Origin of the sequence: Micromonospora sp. WMMD1219 (genome assembly GCF_049315215.1) — a bacterium.
GTDB lineage: Bacteria > Actinomycetota > Actinomycetes > Mycobacteriales > Micromonosporaceae > Micromonospora > Micromonospora tulbaghiae.
In genome coordinates this window covers 1,996,082-2,014,117 of record NZ_CP186057.1, presented here as the reverse complement: position 1 = coordinate 2,014,117, position 18,036 = coordinate 1,996,082, and the positions used below count along the sequence as shown (strand labels likewise).

20 protein-coding genes and 1 tRNA gene are annotated in these 18,036 nt (G+C 71.6%); 9 read left to right on the top strand and 12 right to left on the bottom strand.

Annotation, left to right across the window (positions count from 1 at the left end):
- Window positions 1-198: 198 nt before the first annotated feature.
- The 3 genes from ACN27C_RS09670 to ACN27C_RS09660 all read right to left on the bottom strand — a co-directional run bounded on the left by ACN27C_RS09670 (window position 199) and on the right by ACN27C_RS09660 (window position 2,639).
- Window positions 199-975 (bottom strand): DUF4839 domain-containing protein, encoded by a 777-nt coding sequence (locus ACN27C_RS09670; RefSeq protein ID WP_422750971.1) that lies wholly within the window; start codon window positions 973-975, stop codon window positions 199-201.
- Window positions 976-1,089: 114 nt separating this feature from the next.
- Window positions 1,090-2,310 (bottom strand): RNA polymerase sigma factor, encoded by a 1,221-nt coding sequence (locus tag ACN27C_RS09665; RefSeq protein ID WP_422750970.1) that lies wholly within the window; start codon window positions 2,308-2,310, stop codon window positions 1,090-1,092.
- Window positions 2,307-2,639: a YciI family protein gene (locus ACN27C_RS09660; RefSeq protein WP_422750969.1), complete on the bottom strand. Its 333-nt coding sequence runs from the start codon at window positions 2,637-2,639 to the stop codon at window positions 2,307-2,309. The genes ACN27C_RS09665 and ACN27C_RS09660 overlap by 4 nt, the downstream gene beginning before the upstream one ends.
- A 233-nt stretch (window positions 2,640-2,872) precedes the next feature.
- Here ACN27C_RS09660 and ACN27C_RS09655 point away from each other — a divergent pair, with 233 nt between their 5' ends.
- The gene (locus ACN27C_RS09655; RefSeq protein ID WP_422750968.1) at window positions 2,873-3,487 is read left to right on the top strand and encodes a hypothetical protein; all 615 of its coding nucleotides are present in this window, start codon (window positions 2,873-2,875) and stop codon (window positions 3,485-3,487) included.
- Window positions 3,484-4,005, top strand: a complete 522-nt coding sequence (locus ACN27C_RS09650) for a hypothetical protein (RefSeq protein WP_422750967.1) — start codon at window positions 3,484-3,486, stop codon at window positions 4,003-4,005. Before ACN27C_RS09655 ends, ACN27C_RS09650 begins: the two co-directional genes overlap by 4 nt.
- Window positions 4,006-4,044: 39 nt before the next feature.
- Here ACN27C_RS09650 and ACN27C_RS09645 read toward each other — a convergent pair.
- A tRNA-Ser gene (locus tag ACN27C_RS09645) sits at window positions 4,045-4,134 on the bottom strand.
- 75 nt (window positions 4,135-4,209) lie between these two features.
- Here ACN27C_RS09645 and deoD point away from each other — a divergent pair.
- The 3 genes from deoD to ACN27C_RS09630 all read left to right on the top strand — a co-directional run bounded on the left by deoD (window position 4,210) and on the right by ACN27C_RS09630 (window position 6,130).
- A complete protein-coding gene (gene deoD / locus ACN27C_RS09640) occupies window positions 4,210-4,917 on the top strand; it encodes a purine-nucleoside phosphorylase (protein ID WP_422750966.1) in 708 nt (235 codons plus the stop codon).
- A gap of 110 nt (window positions 4,918-5,027) precedes the next feature.
- A complete protein-coding gene (locus tag ACN27C_RS09635; protein WP_421499139.1) occupies window positions 5,028-5,666 on the top strand; it encodes a TetR/AcrR family transcriptional regulator in 639 nt (212 codons plus the stop codon).
- Window positions 5,663-6,130, top strand: coding sequence for an acyl-CoA thioesterase (locus ACN27C_RS09630; RefSeq protein ID WP_121684571.1), 468 nt, complete (start codon window positions 5,663-5,665; stop codon window positions 6,128-6,130). Before ACN27C_RS09635 ends, ACN27C_RS09630 begins: the two co-directional genes overlap by 4 nt.
- A gap of 10 nt (window positions 6,131-6,140) precedes the next feature.
- Here the strand turns inward: ACN27C_RS09630 and ACN27C_RS09625 are convergent, their stop codons facing one another.
- The 4 genes from ACN27C_RS09625 to ACN27C_RS09610 all read right to left on the bottom strand — a co-directional run bounded on the left by ACN27C_RS09625 (window position 6,141) and on the right by ACN27C_RS09610 (window position 7,943).
- Window positions 6,141-6,608, bottom strand: a complete 468-nt coding sequence (locus tag ACN27C_RS09625; RefSeq protein ID WP_422751603.1) for a nucleoside deaminase — start codon at window positions 6,606-6,608, stop codon at window positions 6,141-6,143.
- A 148-nt stretch (window positions 6,609-6,756) separates the two neighbouring features.
- Window positions 6,757-7,281 (bottom strand): tRNA adenosine deaminase-associated protein, encoded by a 525-nt coding sequence (locus ACN27C_RS09620; protein ID WP_120572666.1) that lies wholly within the window; start codon window positions 7,279-7,281, stop codon window positions 6,757-6,759.
- A 122-nt stretch (window positions 7,282-7,403) separates the two neighbouring features.
- A complete protein-coding gene (locus ACN27C_RS09615; RefSeq protein ID WP_018786529.1) occupies window positions 7,404-7,574 on the bottom strand; it encodes a hypothetical protein in 171 nt (56 codons plus the stop codon).
- 72 nt (window positions 7,575-7,646) lie between these two features.
- Window positions 7,647-7,943, bottom strand: coding sequence for a hypothetical protein (locus ACN27C_RS09610; RefSeq protein WP_422751602.1), 297 nt, complete (start codon window positions 7,941-7,943; stop codon window positions 7,647-7,649).
- 175 nt (window positions 7,944-8,118) lie between these two features.
- Here ACN27C_RS09610 and ACN27C_RS09605 point away from each other — a divergent pair, with 175 nt between their 5' ends.
- Both ACN27C_RS09605 and ACN27C_RS09600 read left to right on the top strand, forming a co-directional pair.
- The gene (locus ACN27C_RS09605) at window positions 8,119-8,859 is read left to right on the top strand and encodes a M23 family metallopeptidase (RefSeq protein WP_422750965.1); all 741 of its coding nucleotides are present in this window, start codon (window positions 8,119-8,121) and stop codon (window positions 8,857-8,859) included.
- Between the two features lie 56 nt (window positions 8,860-8,915).
- Entirely contained in the window at window positions 8,916-9,986 is a 1,071-nt protein-coding gene (locus tag ACN27C_RS09600; protein WP_393159804.1) for a PHP domain-containing protein, read from the top strand.
- A gap of 3 nt (window positions 9,987-9,989) precedes the next feature.
- Here ACN27C_RS09600 and ACN27C_RS09595 read toward each other — a convergent pair whose 3' ends face one another.
- On the bottom strand, window positions 9,990-10,964 hold the full coding sequence (locus ACN27C_RS09595; protein WP_199733161.1) for a DMT family transporter: 975 nt from the start codon (window positions 10,962-10,964) through the stop codon (window positions 9,990-9,992).
- A 73-nt stretch (window positions 10,965-11,037) separates the two neighbouring features.
- On the opposite strand from ACN27C_RS09595, the gene ACN27C_RS09590 reads away from it, so the two are divergent.
- On the top strand, window positions 11,038-12,708 hold the full coding sequence (locus tag ACN27C_RS09590) for a DUF885 domain-containing protein (protein WP_121684566.1): 1,671 nt from the start codon (window positions 11,038-11,040) through the stop codon (window positions 12,706-12,708).
- 46 nt (window positions 12,709-12,754) lie between these two features.
- On the opposite strand, the gene ACN27C_RS09585 is transcribed toward ACN27C_RS09590, so the two are convergent.
- The 3 genes from ACN27C_RS09585 to ACN27C_RS09575 all read right to left on the bottom strand — a co-directional run bounded on the left by ACN27C_RS09585 (window position 12,755) and on the right by ACN27C_RS09575 (window position 16,552).
- The gene (locus ACN27C_RS09585) at window positions 12,755-14,299 is read right to left on the bottom strand and encodes a DUF6114 domain-containing protein (RefSeq protein ID WP_422750964.1); all 1,545 of its coding nucleotides are present in this window, start codon (window positions 14,297-14,299) and stop codon (window positions 12,755-12,757) included.
- 77 nt (window positions 14,300-14,376) lie between these two features.
- Window positions 14,377-15,000 (bottom strand): DUF6230 family protein, encoded by a 624-nt coding sequence (locus ACN27C_RS09580; protein WP_120572660.1) that lies wholly within the window; start codon window positions 14,998-15,000, stop codon window positions 14,377-14,379.
- Between the two features lie 394 nt (window positions 15,001-15,394).
- Window positions 15,395-16,552, bottom strand: coding sequence for a DUF3068 domain-containing protein (locus ACN27C_RS09575; protein WP_120572659.1), 1,158 nt, complete (start codon window positions 16,550-16,552; stop codon window positions 15,395-15,397).
- Between the two features lie 113 nt (window positions 16,553-16,665).
- Between ACN27C_RS09575 and ACN27C_RS09570 the strand changes: the two genes are divergently transcribed.
- The gene (locus tag ACN27C_RS09570) at window positions 16,666-17,895 is read left to right on the top strand and encodes an acyltransferase family protein (RefSeq protein ID WP_422750963.1); all 1,230 of its coding nucleotides are present in this window, start codon (window positions 16,666-16,668) and stop codon (window positions 17,893-17,895) included.
- Window positions 17,896-18,036 lie beyond the last annotated feature (141 nt).

The following is an 18,036-nucleotide window of genomic DNA, read 5'->3' as shown; positions in this document are numbered from 1 at the left end:
GTATCGGACCACCGTCGCCCAGTTGGACGAAGCCCATGGCACCCATCACGGTGGGGCGGGCGGAGGCACCGAGCTAGGAGCACGGCAGCGGCCGCCTTCCGGGCGCCGCGCAGCCCAATGATCTTGAACAGCCGTCTCCCAACCGTCGTAGTCGGTCGCCTGATCGCTGCCGGTCCCTGACGATCAACATCACGTCGGCTACCGAATTGTCGTAGACACTGGCTCGATGAAGAACAGGCACTGGTTCTGGCTATACGCGCCAACCCGAGCAACCACGTGCAGAAGGTCGCCGACACCAATGGAATTCGGGATGTTCGCGCCAGTGAGATGCAGGTCAGAGACGCTGACGTCCTCGAACTTGAACCCGGGCCCAACCACAGATTTCGGGCCCTTATCCCCAGGAGCGACGAGGATGTCGTAGCGAGTGTCGTAGTCGCCGTGATTCTGCATCGATGTGATGGAGCCATCGAACTCGACGGTCCTGCCCGCGTACTTGGCCGCGAACGTTCCGACCTTCTCGTCGCAGTAGTCCCGCACCGCCAAGAGCGCCACGAGATCCTTGCTGTTCTCCACCGTCATGACCTGCTCCGCGTCGGACCCACTTGAAGCCGATCCGTCAGGCTTCGGCGTCTCCGAGGGCTTTCCGCCAGCCACGCCCGTCACGTCGCTCGGCGACTTAGCCGTGCGGTCCGTATCGTCTCCACCCTGGAGCGCACCGACGATTCCACCAACGATGGCCAGAAGGAGGACGACACCGGCGGCCACGGCAACAAGTACCCACGGGATCCTCGGCTTCGGGCGGCGGAAGTTCAGCGTCGTCCGCAACGTCCCCTGGTTCCGGTCGACGAGTTCCCAACCAGCCTTCTGCCACTTCGCGATCGACCTGTCCTCGATGCCACGGATCGCCTGGACAGACTTGAACTCGTACTGCACGCCGTCATCAGCCATGCCGCCCCAGTCCCGAATCGGATTCATCACATTGACTCCTCGCGAGGATATGCCTCGGCGGAATTAGCGGGGGTAGAGGTGCCTTCGTGGAAACCGATGATTGGCTTCTGGCGTTCCTGCCATCCAGACAGCCAGCAGGTCTCACCGGCCACCCAACTGGTCCCGCCGCCGCTTCAGGTACGCCGTCTCCGCGCTGTTCCCGGCCAACGTGATCGCCCGGTCGTACGCCGCCCGCGCCTCCCCACCGCGCCCCATCCGGCGCAACAGCTCGGCGCGCGTCGCGTGGTACGCGTGGTAACCCTCCAGCGGCAACCCGTCCACCGCGGCCAGCGCCACCTGCGGCCCGTCCAGCTCGGCGACCGCCACGGCCCGGTTGAGCCGCACGATCGGTGACGGGTCGACACGTACCAGATGGTCGTAGAGCGCGGCGACCTGTGCCCAGTCGGTGTCCCGCGCGTCGCGGGCGTCGGTGTGGACGGCGTTGATCGCGGCGAGGATCTGGTAGCGGCCCGGCGGTCGGCCGGCGGCGATGCACGCGCGGACCAGGGCGTGGCCCTCGGCGATGAGGTCGCGGTCCCACGCGCTGCGGTCCTGCTCGGCGAGGACGACGAGTTCGCCTGTCGCGGACACCCGGGCGGGCCGGCGGGCCTCGGTGAGCAGCATCAGCGCCAGGAGGCCGGCAGCTTCGTGGTCGTCGGGCATCAGCGTACGGACCAGCCGGGTGAGCCGGATCGCCTCGGCGGTGAGGTCGGCGCGGACCGCCTCCTTGCCGGGATCGGAGGCGAGGTAGCCCTCGTTGAAGATCAGGTACAGAACGGCGAGCACGCCGCTGACCCGGGACGGCAGGTCGTCGCGGGACGGCACCCGGTACGGGATCCCGGCCGCCTTGATCTTCGTCTTGGCCCGAGTTATCCGCCTGCCCATAGCGGGCTCCTGGACCAGGTACGCGCGGGCGATCTCCGGCACGGTGAGGCCGCCGACCAGGCGCAGCGTCAACGCCACTCGCGCCTCCATGGCCAGCGCCGGGTGGCAGCAGGTGAAGATCAGACGGAGCCGGTCGTCGTCGATCACACCGAGCGGTTCCGGGGCGTCGGCCAGCATCAGCGCCTCCCGGTGCTTGTCCTCCCGCCGGCTCTCGCGCCGGATCCGGTCGACGGCCCGCCGGTACGCGGTGGTGGTGAGCCACGCGCCGGGGTTCGGCGGTACGCCGTCGGCCGACCACCGCTCGACTGCTGCGGCGAAGGCCTCGGCTGTCATTTCCTCCGCGACGTCGAGGTCGCCGATGCGCCGGGCGAGCGTGGCGACGACCCGGGCCCACTCCTCGCGGTGGACCCGGGTGAGCGCCTCGCCGACGTCTGTCACGCGACCAGGAACGGCCGCAGCTCGACCCGCCTGTTGCACCGCTGCGACGCCAGCGCGGCGAGTGGCAGCGCCACGTCGAAGTCCGGCGCCTCGATGATCCAGAACCCGCCGACGTACTCCTTCGTCTCCAGGTAGGGCCCGTCGGTGAGCAGCGGGTTCCCGTCCCGCGCGTCCACGACTGTGGCCGTCTCCGGCGCCGCGAGCCCACCGGCGAAGACCCAGTGGCCGTCGGCTCGCAACCGCTCGTTGAACTCACCGATCGCGGCCATCTCCGCGTCGGTGGCCGAGCCGGTCGTGTCGTCGAGTACGGAGATCAGGTACTGCGCCATCGGCTCCTCTTTCGCTCTCGCCGGCCGCCGGCCGGGCCGCCGTCACCCCGGCTACGAACGCCACCGCCCTGATCCGACAACCGTGCAGTGCGAGTATCGGGCGCGATGATGCGCGAGCGCTGCTCCGCCCGTACGTTGGGCATCGGTCGCGTCACTCGTCGAGCGCGCCGAGAGGCCCCATAATCCGTCGTACACATGTTCCATCCACAGCCTGTGGACGCCGAGAGGACCGGATGAGTTACCAGCTCAGCGCCGTGGTCGCCGACGTCGAGTTGCTTCGTGAGCAGACCGCAGACCTGGACCACGCGGTGCTCGCCGCGCTCCGCCAGGACTTCGCGCTGCTGCCGGTCACCCCGCAGCTCGTGCAGGAACTGACCGGCGGCCTGCCGGACTACGCCACCGAGGAGCCGCGCGCCGAGCGCCCGTTCCGGCTGGTGCTGTCACCGCCGCTGGCGGAGGTGCTGGCCCGTTGGTCGAGGAGCGGCCCGGTGGCGTACCTGGAAGCGGATTTCGCGGGCGGCCTGGGCCACCAGTCGGCCGTGGTCTGGCTCGGCGGCGAGGTGAGCTGGGGCCCGCGGTACGACGCCGCGCTGGACCGGCCGCGGACCGAGTGGCCGATCAACACCGCGCTCGCCCGGCTCGGCGCGGAGCCGGGCGCGTGGATCGACCCGTTCGCCGAGCTGGGCCTGCACCTGGAGCGCGACACGGACGGCTGGCTGGCGCACGGCCGGCGCGGACTGTCCGCCGACTACTGGGACGAGCTGGCCGAGGAGTGGGAACTACGCCAATCCGACCAACAACAGCAACCTCATCGCCCCGGTCCCGTTGGTGACTGGGGGATTGCATGAAACTACGACAATTCGGCTTTATTGCCGCACTGCTTGCTGCCGCGTCCGCAGCCGGCAGCGGCGTTCATCCACAGTGGCCCACCCGTCCGGTTGGCGCCGCTCAGGTGGTCAGTCTGGAGGGCCTGCGCAACGCGGAGTTCGGCGACACCGAGGCGGACCTGACCCGGCGCGGCCTGCTGCGCGCCGACGAGGAGGCATGCGGGCCCGCGCTCGTCGGGCACGGATCGGTCAGCCCGATCTTCGTCGACGACCGCCTCGTCCTGCTCTGGCTCGACGACCCGATGAGCACACCCGAGGGCATCAGCGCCGGCACGCCGGTCGGCGAGGTCCGCGCCGCGTATCCCGGCGCCGTCGACCTGCCCGCGCCGCCGGGCAGTCACCGCTTCGCCGGGCTGCTCGCCCGCGACGGCGACCGCGCGTACCTCTTCCTGCACGACGGGGTCACCGTCCGGGAGATCATCGCCGGGTACGCGGACTGGGCCCGCCGCCTCTTCGACGAGGGCTACGGCCCCTGCTGACGACAAAGCGCCCGGGACAACCCGGGCGCTTGATCGATATGGCGGTGGCGGCGGGATTTGAACCCGCGGAGGGCGTAAACCCTCACACGCTTTCGAGGCGTGCTCCTTAGGCCACTCGGACACGCCACCGCCGACGAGGGTACAGGACCGCCGGCTTGGACGCCGAACCGGTATCCCTCGGCCCGGCCTGGCAGGATCTTTGCCATGAGTACGCACATCGGCGCTGAGCCGGGAGAGATCGCCGAGCGGGTCCTGATGCCGGGTGACCCGCTGCGGGCCAAGTGGATCGCGGAGACCTACCTGGAGGGGGCCCGCTGCTACACGACGGTGCGCGGCATGCTGGGCTTCACCGGGAAGTGGAACGGTGTCGACGTGTCCGTCCAGGGCTCCGGCATGGGCATGCCGTCCGCCTCGATCTACGCCCACGAATTGGTCAACGAGTACGGCGTGAAGTCGCTGATCCGGGTCGGCTCCTGCGGGGCCCTGACCGAGGATCTGCAGCTGCGGGACGTGGTGGCGGCGATCGGGTCGTCCACCGACTCGAACATGAACCGGATGCGCTTCGACGGGCTGATCGACTACGCCCCGGTGGCCGACTTCGGGCTGCTGCGTACCTCGGTCGAGGTGGCCGAGCGGCGCGCCATCAGCATGCGGGTGGGGCCGATCCTGGCGGCGGACGCCTTCTACACGGACCGGCCGGACCTGTACGACCGGCTCGCCGACTACGGCGTGCTGGCGGTGGAGATGGAGTCGGCGGCGCTCTACACGATCGCGGCGCGCTTCAAGGCCCGCGCCCTGACCATCCTGACCGTCAGCGACCACATCAAGACCGGCGAGAAGACCACGTCGCAGGAGCGCGAGCAGACGTTCGGCCAGATGGTCGAGATCGCGCTGGACACCATCATCGCCTGACCGATCGACCCTGGACCGCCTCGTCGCCGCAAGGTGGCGGGGCGGTTCGCGTTACCCGGGTCACAGAAATGAATACGACCGGTCGTGCTTGTTTCCTCTACGCTGACCGCATGACCTCCGACGGCCGCGTCGCCCGTGGCGACCGCACCCGCACCGCGGTGCTGGACACCGCCGTGGCGCTGGCGACCGAGGTCGGCCTGCACGGCCTCTCCCTGGCCCAGCTCGCCGACCGGCTGGAGGTGAGCAAGTCCGGCCTCTTCGCGCACTGGCGATCCAAGGAGGCGCTGCAACTCGCCACCGTCGAGCGGGCGGTCGCGCAGTGGCAGGAGCGGATCGTCGCCCCAGCCCTGCACGCCCCACGGGGCGTACGCCGGCTGCGCGCGCTGCACGACGCCCGGATCGACTTCTACGCCGCCCGGGTGCTGCCCGGCGGCTGTTTCTTCGCCAACACCGAGTTCGAGTACAACGCCCGTCCCGGCCCGGTCCGGGACCGGCTAGCCGAGGCGTTCGCCCGCTGGACCGCGCTCCTCGAACGCCTCGTCCAAGAGGCCGTCGACCTCGGCGAACTGCCCGCCGACCTGGACGTGCCGCTGCTGGCGTACGAGATCGACGCGCTGGGGATCAGCGCGGTGATGCGGTCCCGGCTGCTCGACCCGGACGCCACCTACCGGCATGCCCGCCAGGGCCTGCTGACCCGGCTGCGGGCGCTCTGCCCGGATCCGACCCTGCTACCGGAAGGCCAGTCATGAGCCACGCCGCAGTCGACCGGCCGGTCGCCGAGTTCGGGCACGTCGAGCACGTGCCCGTGCACTTCGACGACCTCGACGCCATGGGCATCCTGCACAACGCCCGCTACGCGGTGCTGCTGGAACGCGCTTTGACGCCCTACTGGGCCGAGCGCGGCGTCGCCTTCCGGGGCGACGTGCACGCCGCCCCCGACGTGTTCCACGCGGTCCGCGAGTTCACCATCACCTACCAGGCGCCGGTCATCGGCGTCGGCACGGTGGCGGTGCACTTCTGGCTGGAGCACTTCGGCACCAGCAGCGCCCGCTACGCCTTCGAGTTCCGCTCGACCGACGGCGACACCGTGCACGCCACCGGCACCCGGTCCATCGTCCGGCTGGACCCGGCCACCCTGCGCCCGACCGCCTGGACCGAGGTCGGCCGCGCGATCGCCGCGACGCTGCTGCGTCCGACGACGACGCACGCCTGAGTCGGGACGGTCAGCGAAAGAAGGCGCGCAGCACCGCCGCGCTCTCGCGCTCCAGCACGCCGCCGTACACCTCGGGGCGGTGCGTGACGCGGCGGTCGCGCAGCACGTCCCAGAGCGACCCGACGGCGCCGGTCTTCGGTTCCCAGGCGCCGAACACCACAGTCGAGACGCGGGCCAGCGCGATCGCACCGGCGCACATGGTGCACGGTTCCAGCGTCACCACCAGCGTGCAGTCGTCCAGCCGCCAGCGGCCCAGCCGCTGCGCGGCCCGGCGCAACGCCAGCACCTCGGCGTGCGCGGTCGGGTCGCCGGTCAGCTCCCGCTCGTTGCGTCCGATCGCCAGTTCGGTGCCGTCGGGGCCGTAGAGCACCGCGCCGACCGGCACGTCGTCGGCGTCGGGGGCCGCCTCGTCGGGGCCGGTCACCGCGACCTCCAGGGCCCGGCGCATCCACAGCTCGTGCCGCTGCCGGCGGCCCACCGCGCCCGGGTCGGCGAGCGCCTCGTCGGCGCCGGGACCGACGCGCGCGGCCCGGCCGGGGGTGGGCTGCCCCGGGCGTACGGTCTCCAGCGCCGGATCCGTCGCGTCGGCCGGTTCGGCGGCGCCGGGCGTCAGGGACTCCCCGGGCTCAGACCTCACGCAGCTCCTCGACCTCGTCCGCGCAGCCGAGCACCTGGCAGATCTCGGCGGTCACGTCGGCCGGCATGGAGCCCTCGTGCGCGCAGAGCGCCAGCAGCTTCTGCGCCGGGATGCCCAGGTCGGCGAGGAGGTCCGCGTCGCCGACCGGGTCGGCCTCCGGGTCCACGGCGGGCTGCTCGGTGTCGTCGTCGCCGCCGGAGGCGCGCGGCTCGTCGACGTCCTCCAGGCCGGTCACCGAGGTCTTCAGGTCACCGACGAGCAGCGCGCCCAGCCGGGACTCCTCCGCGTACGCCGAGTCCGAGCCGAAGATCCGCAGATCCTCCCCCTCGTCCAGGCGCAGGACGACCAGGTACGTGTCGTCGGCCTCGACGAACAGCAGCGAGAGGTCGGCGTCCGGCTCGACGTCGCGCAGCCGGTCGGCCACCTCCTCGATGTCGGTGACGCCACGCAGGCTCACCTCACCGGCGGTCCAGCCGCCGTCGACGCGCGCCACGGCAGCAGCGAAGTACGACACGGTCCCCCCAAATCAGCCTCGGCAGCACGCCGACACGTCACGCGATGCACGTTAACCGGTCGGGTCGGCAGGCGAGCGGTCAACGCCCCGTATGGGCCGGCCGATCCTTCAGAGAAAGCCGGTCAGCCGACGACGCGCCGGCGGGTGGCGATGAGTTGGCGCAGCCGCTCGGTGCGGGCCCGCTGCGGCCGCTGGCGCTGCTGTACCGCACGGGCACCGGCCAACTCGGCGAGGAGTTGCAGGCGACGGCGGCTCCGATCGGGGTCGAGCCGCGGCGGTGTGGTCCAGGCCATACCGCGAGCGTGGACCGTCCTCAGGCGTACGTCAAGGTGGCCTTCGCTACGCAGCGAGACCGGCACCGAAGGTCACCAGAGCGGCCAGTCTCCGGTCTGCGCCCACCGCGTCGCGACGATCGCGGCGGCGATGCTCCAGCCACCCGCGGTGACGATCGCCACGCCCGTCGCCACCCCCCGGTCGCCGTGGCGGACCAGCACCGCGGTGGCCAGCCACGCCAGGCCGCCGGCCAGCAGCGTCCACCAGACGTAGCCGGCGACGCCACCGCCGAGCAGCCCGAACAACAGCAACCAGGCGAACGCGACGAGCGCGCCGACCGCGACGCCGGCGCCGGTGACCGGGTACGGCTCGCGGTAGCTGGGCCGCATCGACGTGCTCGACGGGAACAGCCCCGACGGCGTACGCGGCGGCGGTGGGAACGCCCCCGGACCGGTCCCCTCGGGTCCGCCGTGCCACCCGTGCGTCACCGCCGCCCCCTTTCCCGGACCGTCCGTACCGCGTTCGGCTTTCGTCCCTACGGTAGTGGTCTGTCAGGATGACCGGATGCGCTCGCCATCGATCGGTCGCCGCACGCTGCCGGCGTACCCGGTCCTGCTGCTCGTCGCGGCGCTCGCCGCCGGGTGCGGCTCCCCCACCGGGCGCGCCGACAGGTGGCAGGAACCGAGCCCGATGGCGACGGCCGCGCAGCCCGCCGACCCGGCCAGCCCGGTACCGCCGGCCGCCTCCCCGCCGTCACCGACGCGCACCGACGTGAAGCGGGTCTTCCCGGTGCGGGCCGGCAACGTCGACTACCACCCGACGCACGGCGGCTACCCGGGCACCGACGTGTTCGCCGACTGCGGGGAACCGGTGGTCGCGGTCACCGACGGTGTGGTGCTGGAGGTGAGCCGCGTCGACCGGTTCGACAGGCGCGGGCCGCTGGGCCCGAACAACGGCGGGCTCTCCGTCTCGCTGCTCGGCGACGACGGGGTGCGCTACTACGGCTCCCACCTGAGCGCGATCGCAGCCGGCGTCGACGCCGGGGTACGGGTGCGTGCCGGGCAGCAGCTCGGCAAGGTGGGCCGTACCGGCAACGCCAACAACGTCTGCCACCTGCACTTCGGCCTGTCGCCGAAGTGCACCGGCGCCGACGACTGGTGGATCCGCCGGGGCGTGGTCTGGCCGGCGCCGTACCTGAACTCCTGGCGCAAGGGCGGCAACCGCTCGCCGGTCACCGAGGTCACCGCCTGGCAGCGCAAGCACGGCTGCCCGGCCTCGCCCGGCCGGTCCACCCGCAGCGGCTGACCGACTCGCGCCGCGGGGACACGCGGCGGACGGCGGATGCGCGTAGGTTCCAGGACATGAGTGCCCGGGATCCCCTCGCCGACCTGCGCCGGATCGCGTTCCTGCTGGAACGGGCGAACGAGGCCACGTACCGGGTCCGGGCGTTCCGGTCGGCGGCGAAGACGCTCGGGGCGCTGCCCGCCGCCGAGGTGGCCGAGCGGGCCCGCACCGGCAAGCTGACCGAGCTGTCCGGCGTCGGTGACGTGACCGCCCGCTGCGTGGCCGAGTCGCTGGCCGGCGAGGAACCGGTCTACCTACGCCGGCTGCTGGCGACCGAGGGCACCGACCTGGACGAGGCGGCGGCGAAGCTGCGGGACGCGCTGCGCGGTGACTGCCACACCCACTCGGACTGGTCCGACGGCGGCTCACCGATCGAGGAGATGGCGCTGGCGGCGGTCGAGCTGGGTCACGAGTACCTGGTGCTCACCGACCACTCGCCGCGGCTCACAGTGGCCCGGGGTCTGACCGCGGAGCGGCTGCGCAAGCAGCTCGACCACGTCGCCGCGGTCAACGAGGCGCTGCCGAAGGGTTTCCGCATCCTCACCGGCATCGAGGTCGACATCCTCGCCGACGGCTCGCTCGACCAGGACGAGAAGCTGCTGGCCCGCCTGGACGTGGTGGTCGGCTCGGTGCACAGCGGCCTGAACGACGACCGGGCGAAGATGACCCGCCGGATGCTGACCGCGATCGCGAACCCGCACCTGGACATCCTCGGCCACTGCACCGGCCGGATGGTCTCCTCCCGGCCCGCCGGGGTGACCGGGCCCGGCGACCGGGGGCACCGGGCGCGTACCCGCAAGGAGAGCGAGTTCGACGCGGACGCCGTCTTCGCCGCCTGCGCCGAGCACGACGTGGCCGTCGAGATCAACTCCCGGCCGGAGCGGCAGGACCCGCCGAAGCGGCTGATCCGCCTCGCGCTGGAGGCCGGGTGCCGGTTCGCGATCGACACCGACGCGCACGCGCCCGGCCAGCTCGACTGGCAGCGCTTCGGCTGCGAGCGGGCCGCGCTGTGCGGCGTACCGGCGAAGCGGGTGGTGAACACCTGGACGGCCGACCGCCTGGTGAAGTGGACGGCCGGCCGCGGCTGACGGTCAGCCGCGCGTGGCCGGTTCGGCCGTGCGGGCGGTGGGCGTCACCGCCTCCGGGCGTGGACGGCGCCGCCCGAACAGGCCCTGGGCGACCGCCACGCCGACGAGCACCACGAACGCGCCGACGGGCTGGTGCCAGTTCATCCGCTCGCCCAGCACCACCGCGCCGACGAGCACCGCGAACACCGGGATCAGGTACGTCACTGTGGACGCCGTACTGGCCCCGGCCAGCCGGATGTTGCGCATGTTGATCACGAAGGCGAGCCCGGTGCCGAGCGCGCCGAGCGCCAGCACGCTCGCCGCCACGCGCGGGGAGAGGCCGATCGGCGACGGCGGCGTACCGACGAACGGCGCGACCAGCGCGAGCTGCGCGGTCGCCACCAGCAGCTGGGCCGCCGACAGCGACAGGCCGGAGTACGCGCTGCCCGCGACGAACTTCTTCTGGTACGGGATCGCCAGCCCGTAGCAGGCCGCCGCGCCGAAGCACATGAGCTGGCCGACGAAGTGGGCGCCGCCCACGCCCTCCCAGACGCCGAGCACCACGAGCACGCCGACGAAGCCCAGCCCCAGCCCGACGGCACGGCGGGCGGTCAGCCGCTCGGTGCGGAACACCAGCACCGCCAGCGGCAGCACGATCAGCGGCGTGGTGGCGTTCCAGATGCCGGCGAGCATCGACTCGACCCGCTGCTCGCCGTAGCCGAACAGCGTGAACGGCACGGCGACGCCGAACGCGGCCACCACGAGCATGTGCGCCCACACCCGCAGGTCGCGGGGCAGCCGGTCGCGCAGCACCGCGAGCACCACGAGCAGCGTCAGCGCGCCGGTGGCCACCCGGTAGAGCGTGAGGTGCACGGGGTGCAGCTCGGTCACGCCGACCTTGATGAACAGGAAGCTGGAACCCCAGATGGCGGCGAGCGCGACGAACCCGGGCAGCCAGCTCCGCACCGGCGCGCGGTCAGGAGTGATCTCGACGTTCACCCCTGACACTCTGCCGCAGAGGTACGACGAAGTCGCGCGGTATTCCGGATGCGGCGTCACGTAGGGTCGCCTGGTGGGACGAATCGATGACCTCGCCAACCGGTACGTGGCCGAGTGGGCTCCGCTGAGCCCGACCGGCGCCACCTACGTCGGCATCGCCGGCTACGACGACCAGCTCGACGACCTGTCGCCCGAGGGTTACGCCGCCCGCGCCGAACTGGCCCGTCGCACGCTCGGCGAACTCGACGTGACCGAGCCGGAGACCGAGGCGGAGCGGACCGCCAAGGAGGCCATGCAGGAACGCCTCGGCCTGGAGCTGGCCCGCCACGACGCGGGCGAGACCGGCAGCGAGGTCAACGTGATCGCGAGCGGGCTGCACGAGATCCGGATGGTCTTCGACCTCATGCCGACCGACGGCGAGGAAGCCCGGGCGAACGTGGCCGCCCGGCTCAACCGTTTCGCGTCCGCGCTGGACGGCTACAAGCGCACGCTGCGCGAGGCCGCCGCGGCGGGACGGGTCAGCTCGCGGGTGCAGCTCGTCGAGGTCGCCAAGCAGTGCGACGTCTGGGTCGACCCGGAGGGCGACAACTTCTTCCACGGGATGGTCGAGCGGATCGACGCCGACGGCGCACTCGGCGCGGAGCTGCGCAAGGGCGCCGCCGCCGCGACCGCCGCGACCGCCGAGTTCGGGCAGTTCCTGCGCACCGAGCTGGCGCCGGTGGGCCGGGAGAAGCAGGCCGCCGGGCGGGAGCGCTACGAGCTGGCCTCGCAGTACTTCCTCGGCGCGAAGGTCGACCTGGACGAGACGTACGCCTGGGGTTTCGCGGAGCTGGCCCGGCTGGAGGCCGAGATGCGGGCGGTGGCCGCGCGGATCGCCGGGCGCGGCGCCTCGGTCGACGACGCGGTACGCGCGCTCGACGCCGACCCGGCGCGGACGGTACGCGGCAAGGAGGCGTTCCGGGACTGGATGCAGGCGCTCGCCGACAGGGCGGTCACCGAGCTGAACGGCACCCACTTCGACATCCCCGAGCAGGTGCGCCGGATCGAGTGCTGCCTCGCGCCGACGAGCGACGGCGCCATCTACTACACCGGCCCGAGCGAGGACTTCTCCCGGCCCGGACGGATGTGGTGGGCGGTGCCGCAGGGCATCACCGACTTCTCCACCTGGCGCGAGGTGACCACCGTCTACCACGAGGGCGTGCCGGGTCACCACCTCCAGGTCGCCCAGACCGCCGTCCGGGCCGACCTGCTCAACCGCTGGCAGCGGCTGCTGTGCTGGGTCTCCGGGCACGGCGAGGGCTGGGCGCTCTACTCGGAGCGGCTGATGGACGAGCTGGGCTACCTCGACGACCCGGGTGACCGGCTCGGCATGCTCGACGGGCAGGCGCTGCGCGCGGCCCGGGTCATCGTGGACATCGGCATGCACCTGGAGCTGGAGATCCCGAAGGACAACCCGTTCGGCTTCCACCCGGGCGAGCGGTGGACGCCGGAGCTGGGCTGGGAGTTCATGCGGGCGCACTGCCGGGTGCCGGACGAGAACCTGCGCTTCGAGCTGAACCGCTACCTGGGCTGGCCCGGGCAGGCGCCGTCGTACAAGGTGGGCGAGCGGATCTGGTTGCAGGCCCGGGAGGACGCGAAGGCCCGCAAGGGCGCCGACTTCGACCTCAAGGAGTTCCACCGCCAGGCGCTCGACCTGGGTTCGCTGGGGCTCGACCCGCTGCGCAAGGCGCTGGCCCGGATCTGAGCCGGTGCCGGGTGCCGGCGGTGAGTCCCGCCGGCACCCGCACGCGTCAGGCGCCGAGCGTCAGCCGCAGCGTCGGCCGGCCGGTGAGCGTGTTGCTGGTGACGTACGCCAGGTCGATGACCGGGTCGGTGAACGTCACCGGGATGGGCAGCGTGACCGGCAGGCCGTCCGGGAACGGCAGGTCCGGGGTCAGCGTCAGCTTGATGCCGGCGAGCTTGCCGACGAACCGGGTGCAGTAGAACGCGACGTCGTCGCGGACCGTGAGGCGGTCGGTCGCGTACCGCTGGGTGCGGCCCCGGGGACCGTCGGCGACCAGCAGGAAGTCGTCGGTCACCGCCTCCTTCATGCTGAACTTCAGCACCTTGAGCACGCCCTGCTCGGTCTGCAGGTCGGTGATCCCCTCGAACCGCAGCCCGGTCATGGTCACCTTGGAGCCGGTGAGCTTCGACGGCTGCTGGCCCACCTTCGGCAGGCTCGGGTCGGCGGCGATACGCGGCAGCGGCTTGCCCGGTTCCACCTTGCCGGGCTTCGCCGGTTCCTCCTTGCCCGGCTTGCCCGGCGCCGGGCAGTCGGTCGGGCCGGGACGGGTCGTCGGCTTGCTCGTCGGGGTCGCCGACCCGCTCGCGGTCGGTGTGGGCGAGGGCGTCGCGCTCTTGTCGCTGCCGCCCTTGAACAGGTCGCCGATCCCGTCGAAGAAGTCGGTGATGATGTTGCCTTCCCGCGTCGGGCTCGCGCTCGGCGTCGGGGTGGGCGTCGCGGAGGGTGCGCTCGCGCCGGACGACGGCGTGGCGGGCTTCGACGGGCAGGCGCTCGCGGCGGGCTTGCTCGGGGCGGCCTGCACCGCCTGCGGCTGTACGGCCAGGCCGGCGGCGGCGAGGCCGAGCACCACGAGGACGATGCCGAAGGTGCGCGGGTCCGCCGAACGTCCCGCCCACTCCGGCGGGCCGCCGTCGGATCCGGCCGCCTGCCCGTTCGCCGACTGCCGAGGGACCGGCCGCTCCCCGCCCGGCCGCTCGGCAGTCGGCTGCTCGACGGCCGGCCGGACGCCGACCGGCACCTCGACGGTCGGCCGCTCGTCCGCGGTCTGCGCGTTCACAGGCTGTGCGTCCACGGCGGTCTCGGGCTCGTCGTCCACAGTGGTGCCGGGCTCGTCGGTGTCGCGCCCGGCCTCGGCCGCTTCGGCACCGGCGGGACCGGCCGGCAGGGTCGGCACCCAGGCGAACGCGAGCGCGCTGCCCACGATGCCGAGCAGCAGGCCGAGGAAGAAGCCGCCGAGGTTGAGCCCGATCAGGGAGTAGACGGCGGTGATCGCCGCGACGATCGAGTAGAACAGCCGCTGCGCCGGACTGAGCCAGAGCAGCACCCCGCAGGTCACCAGGATGCCCGGGATCAGCAGGGAGAGCAGGCCGGTGGCGCCGCTGCTGAAGCTCAGGCCGTTGAGGGTCAACCGGGTGGAGGCGAGCATCTCCACCCCGGCCAGGATGATGAACAGGCCGCCCCAGAACGGCCGGGTCCGCTGCCAGCGGCGGAAGGTCCGCCAAGCCCGGGCCGCGGTGCCGAGCCGGGCGTGGGACGGTTCGACGGTTGTCACGTACTCCTCCTGGCGGAGCGGGGACGGGGACGGTGGGGCGGGCCCGCGGTGGTCGGCCACCGCGGGCCGTGCTCAGCTCAGAAGCACTCCTTGCCCTTGGCGTCGTCGCCCACGTTGACCTTGAGCCGGAGCCCGACCAGGTTGAACGTCGAGGAAGTGGTGTAGCGGGACACCTGCTTCAGATCACGGATGGTCACCCGGTCGGAGTTCTGGCCGAACGAGCCCCGCTGCGCCGTCGGGTTGAGGTCGCTGGCGTCGCGGCCGATCTGGATGTTGGTGAAGGTGGCGTTGCCCTCGAGCGAGTCCATCGCGATGACGAGGTCCTTGGCCCGGGCGGGGTCCTTGCCCTCACCGGCGTTGATGGTGAGGACCACCGGCAGGCCGGGCAGGTCGGCGCGGACGGACTGGCAGAGCTTGTACAGCTCGGCGCTGCTGATCTCGGCCATCGCGACCGGGCGCGTGGCGCCGGCCTTGCCGTCCTCGCCCTTCTCGCGGACGATGCCGCCGTACTGCTTGAAGCCCTCGCCCTCCAGGCGCTCGGCGCCGATCTTGAACGTCTGCCCGGACACGGTGATGTCGGAGGCGATGGCGCCGGTCGACATGCCGAACAGGATGGCACCGGCGGCGGCCGTGGTGGGCACGATCATGGCGGCGAACCGCCGCCACCGGGTACGACCCTGGTTGTCGAGCCGATTCTGCACGGAGTTCCTCCTCGAACGAATGTGCGCGGCGGCCGGTTGCGAACCGGCGGCCCGCGCCGGGCCCGTCCTTCTGTTACCGACGGGTAACGATCGAGCCTGATCGTGCACCCGATGCGGTGTGGCTCACAACCCCCTGATTACCCGGCGGTAACACCGGGGGGATACGGGCAGGTGACCGGGCGTCACGAAATCCCAGGCCACGCAGGGAGATGAGGGCGAAATGTCGCGCCAAACCGGGCATCGATGGCGATGAGCGCGACGGAAAGTTACCGGATATCTCGCCGTTACAATCGAGTAACGAATGTAAAGTACGGTCGCCCGCATGGGAGACCTGCACGACGGAGGGGTGGACCGCACTGCGGCCCACCCCTCCGTCGTGCTTCCGGCGTACCGGTCAGCGGCGTTCCACCTCACCGGCGCCCGAGCGCTGGGCCGGCACCGACGGATCGTCGGACCGCCAGTTCGTCGACGCCGGCGGGATCTCGTCGTCGAGCGGACCACCGACGGGCTCCTGGTCGACGCGGGTGGGCGTCGGGTCGGAGGTCGGCGCGTCCGCGCGATGCCGGGCGTTGCCGTCGCCCTTGGGCCGGGTCACCAGCCACACGCCCGCGATCAGGGCGATCAGGCCCAGCACACCGGCGATGATCGGGCCCCAGACACTGATCATGCCGATCTTGAAACGGTTGTCCTTCACCGTCTCGACGCTGCGGCTGATCGTGTCGTCGTTGTAGTTGAAGTCCGCATCCAGCAGCACGGTCGGGGCGCCGGTGTCCGGACGCAGCTCCTTGTACTGCTGCTCGCGCACCTTGATGTAGGCGCCGGTCACCGGGTCGACCCAGAGCGTACGGGTGTTGCTGTAGACGACCTGACCGCTGGTCGCGGTCGGCGCGAACTTGCCCAGCAGCGTCTTGACGCTGTCCGCCGGGGTGTTCAGCGGCTCGTTCTCGATCCGCTGCTCGAAGCGGTAAGTCTCGACGCCCTTGATCTTCTCGGTGCCGGTGAACCGCGCCGGGAAGGTCTTCTTCAGGTCGCGGTCGAACACCTGGTAGTCACGCTTGCCGGTGCCGAACGGGAACTTGTAGATCTGGCCGGAGTAGCGCACGTTCCCGACCGGGGTCTGCTCCGCGCCGGACTCGTTGAGCCACTGCTCGTCCCACGGCGCCGCCGCGCCGGAGATCCGGTAGAGCGCCAGCTCGGTGCTGTACTGGCTGATCACATCCTGGTTGTCGCTGCGCTTGACCGTCTGGAAGACGTTCCAGATGACCGCGTCGCCCTTCAGCTCCTTGGGCACGCGGTCCTTGGTGTCCTCCGGCTGCGGGATGACCTCGATGCTGGACACGAGATCGGCCTGCGGCACCTCGATGCTCACCGCGCCGGCTTCGGACTTGATCTGTAGGAACTTCGCGCCCTTCGCCTCCGCGACGGACGTCGTTGGTTCCAGGTCATAGGGCAGCTTGGTCACGGCGGGGGCCACGTAGAACGGCAGCCCGGCCGCGAAGACCAGCAACAAGACACCTAGCCCGAAGAGCGCGGCGCCCACGCGAAGCTTCACTCATCCTCCTGTAACCTGCCGCCCTACGGTCTGTCGTCCGGGGCACCCGATCCTTAGCATTGGCGGGAGGTTACTCCCCAGTCACCTGCAAAAGCGACCCCCTGGATGTCCAGATGTCCACAGCCACCACGCCAACAGTCCCGGAGCCATCGGTAACGGGCCGTCTTCCCGCCCTCGACGCGCTGCGAGCGATCGGCGCGGTGGCGGTCGTCGGTCACCACGTCGGCTTCCAGACCGCCGTCACCATGAACGCCACGTGGGGCGGCTGGTTGGCGCGCCTGGACGTGGGCGTGGCGATCTTCTTCGTGCTCTCCGGCTTCCTGCTGTTCCGCCCGTGGGCGCTCAGCGTCGCGACCGGACGGCCGCGGCCCCGCACCGAGCGGTACTTCTGGCGCCGGGCGCTGCGGATCCTGCCCGCGTACTGGCTGGCGGTGGTGGTCTGTTTCGTCGTCCTGCCCGGCAACCACCCGGCGTCGGCAGGTGACTGGCTGCGCCACCTCACGCTCACCCAGATCTACGAGGCCGGGCAGCTCGGGCACGGGCTCAGCCAGACCTGGAGCCTCGCCACCGAGGTCGTCTTCTACCTGCTCCTGCCGCTGCTCGCCGTGCTCGCCGTGGGCCGGACCTGGCGTCCCGTCCGCACCGTGCTGCTCGCCTCCTCCGGGGCGCTGCTGACGCTCGCGTGGGTCGCCATGATGGGCGCCGGCTGGCTCGACGGCGCGCTGCACACGATGTGGTTCCCCTCGTACGGCGCCTGGTTCGGCGGTGGCATGGCGCTGGCCGCGGCGCACGTGGCCCTGCGTACCGGCACGGCGCCGGCCGCCTTCCGCGTGCTCGACGACCTCGCCTCCGCACCGCTCGCCTGCTGGGCGGCAGCGGTCGCGGTGATGGCGATCGCGACGACGCCGATCGCCGGCCCGCGCGACCTGACCAGCCCGACCGCCACCGAGTTCGGCACCAAGCTGGCGCTCTACCTCCTGATCGCCGTCCTGATCACGATCCCGGTGGCGTTCGGCGGGCGAACCCGGGCGAAGGAGGCCTTCAGCAGCGGGTGGGCACGGTGGATGGGGCACGTGTCGTACGGCCTGTTCCTGTGGCACCCGCTGGTCATCGAGCTGATCTACCTGATCGAGGACCGGCCGCTGTTCACCGGCCAGTTCGTCGACGTCTTCGCCCTGACCATGGTCTTCGGCCTGGCGTACGCCGCGGTCAGCTACTACGGCGTCGAGCGCCCGCTCCAGACGCTCGGCACGCAGAGCCGCCGCCGGCCGACCGGGCGCGGACCGGCATCGGGGACGTCCGCCGTCCCGGCCACCACACCGGACGTCGCGGCACCCGCCTAGCTGTCACGCATCGCTCACCTTCAGTGACCCGGCGGCGGCCGGCGGCCCGACGCCGCCGGTCGGGGCATTGCCGGGCGCAGGCCCAGCCCTTAATGTGACGCGCACCGCTAAATTACTTGAGAGTAGGGTTCGCGTGGAGCG

What these genes read in the sequence shown, in the direction of transcription:
- ACN27C_RS09670 (WP_422750971.1), bottom strand. Translation starts at nt 975, where the DNA reads ATGAATCCGATTCGGGACTGGGGCGGCATGGCTGATGACGGCGTGCAG.
- ACN27C_RS09660 (WP_422750969.1), bottom strand. Translation starts at nt 2,639, where the DNA reads ATGGCGCAGTACCTGATCTCCGTACTCGACGACACGACCGGCTCGGCC.
- ACN27C_RS09655 (WP_422750968.1), top strand. Translation starts at nt 2,873, where the DNA reads ATGAGTTACCAGCTCAGCGCCGTGGTCGCCGACGTCGAGTTGCTTCGT.
- ACN27C_RS09650 (WP_422750967.1), top strand. Translation starts at nt 3,484, where the DNA reads ATGAAACTACGACAATTCGGCTTTATTGCCGCACTGCTTGCTGCCGCG.
- deoD (WP_422750966.1), top strand. Translation starts at nt 4,210, where the DNA reads ATGAGTACGCACATCGGCGCTGAGCCGGGAGAGATCGCCGAGCGGGTC.
- ACN27C_RS09635 (WP_421499139.1), top strand. Translation starts at nt 5,028, where the DNA reads ATGACCTCCGACGGCCGCGTCGCCCGTGGCGACCGCACCCGCACCGCG.
- ACN27C_RS09630 (WP_121684571.1), top strand. Translation starts at nt 5,663, where the DNA reads ATGAGCCACGCCGCAGTCGACCGGCCGGTCGCCGAGTTCGGGCACGTC.
- ACN27C_RS09615 (WP_018786529.1), bottom strand. Translation starts at nt 7,574, where the DNA reads ATGGCCTGGACCACACCGCCGCGGCTCGACCCCGATCGGAGCCGCCGT.
- ACN27C_RS09610 (WP_422751602.1), bottom strand. Translation starts at nt 7,943, where the DNA reads ATGCGGCCCAGCTACCGCGAGCCGTACCCGGTCACCGGCGCCGGCGTC.
- ACN27C_RS09605 (WP_422750965.1), top strand. Translation starts at nt 8,119, where the DNA reads ATGCGCTCGCCATCGATCGGTCGCCGCACGCTGCCGGCGTACCCGGTC.
- ACN27C_RS09600 (WP_393159804.1), top strand. Translation starts at nt 8,916, where the DNA reads ATGAGTGCCCGGGATCCCCTCGCCGACCTGCGCCGGATCGCGTTCCTG.
- ACN27C_RS09570 (WP_422750963.1), top strand. Translation starts at nt 16,666, where the DNA reads ATGTCCACAGCCACCACGCCAACAGTCCCGGAGCCATCGGTAACGGGC.